Source organism: Pseudogemmobacter sp. TB195 (genome assembly GCF_058313095.1).
On record NZ_JBZEGG010000218.1, the window covers coordinates 1 to 526 of the forward strand.

Here is a 526-nt window from a genome sequence, read left to right on the forward strand (position 1 = left end):
GCGAAGCGATGGAACTGGCGCTGTCGGACGCCATCCGTGAAGGAACGCTGGACTGGCGCACCGAAGGCCTGGCCCAGCACCTGCTTGAGACGTGCGAAGGCGCGCTCCAGATCAACAATCCGAAGTGGCTCCGCTGACGCTGGCCAGATCTGGCGCGGCTCCGCGACCAGGCAAATACCTCAGGAGAACAGCATGACGACTGAAGCAACCGGCCCGCTCAAGGGTGTCCGCATCGTTGAGTTCGCCGGCATTGGTCCGGGACCCTTCGCCGCCGGCATGTTCGGCGACATGGGCGCCGACGTGATCCGTCTTGATCGCGTGGGCTCGAAGTTCACCGCCCAGAAGTTCAGCGCCCGCGGCCGGCGCGTCGTCGACGTCGACCTGAAGGACGCCGACAGCATCGAGGGCGTGCTGAAGCTGCTCGACAGCGCCGATGCGCTGATCGAAGGCTTCCGCCCGGGCGTGATGGAGCGCCTCGGCCTCGGCCCGGACGTGGTGCTAGCCCGCAATCCAAAGCTGGTCTACG

General features: G+C 66.3%; 2 protein-coding genes. Both read left to right on the forward strand.

The features are described from left to right. Nucleotides 1-8: 8 nt before the first annotated feature. Nucleotides 9-137 carry a DUF6285 domain-containing protein gene (locus AC4FS3_RS29450; RefSeq protein ID WP_491023487.1) on the forward strand — a complete coding sequence of 43 codons (129 nt, stop codon included), beginning with the start codon at nt 9-11 and terminating at the stop codon, nt 135-137. 55 nt (nt 138-192) lie between these two features. Then, a partial coding sequence (locus AC4FS3_RS29455) for a CoA transferase (RefSeq protein ID WP_491023486.1) occupies nt 193-526 on the forward strand: 334 nt, incomplete at its 3' end.

Bases quoted from the DNA above. Each gene is read 5' to 3' on its own strand.
- AC4FS3_RS29450 (WP_491023487.1), top strand. From the start codon at position 9: ATGGAACTGGCGCTGTCGGACGCCATCCGTGAAGGAACGCTGGACTGG.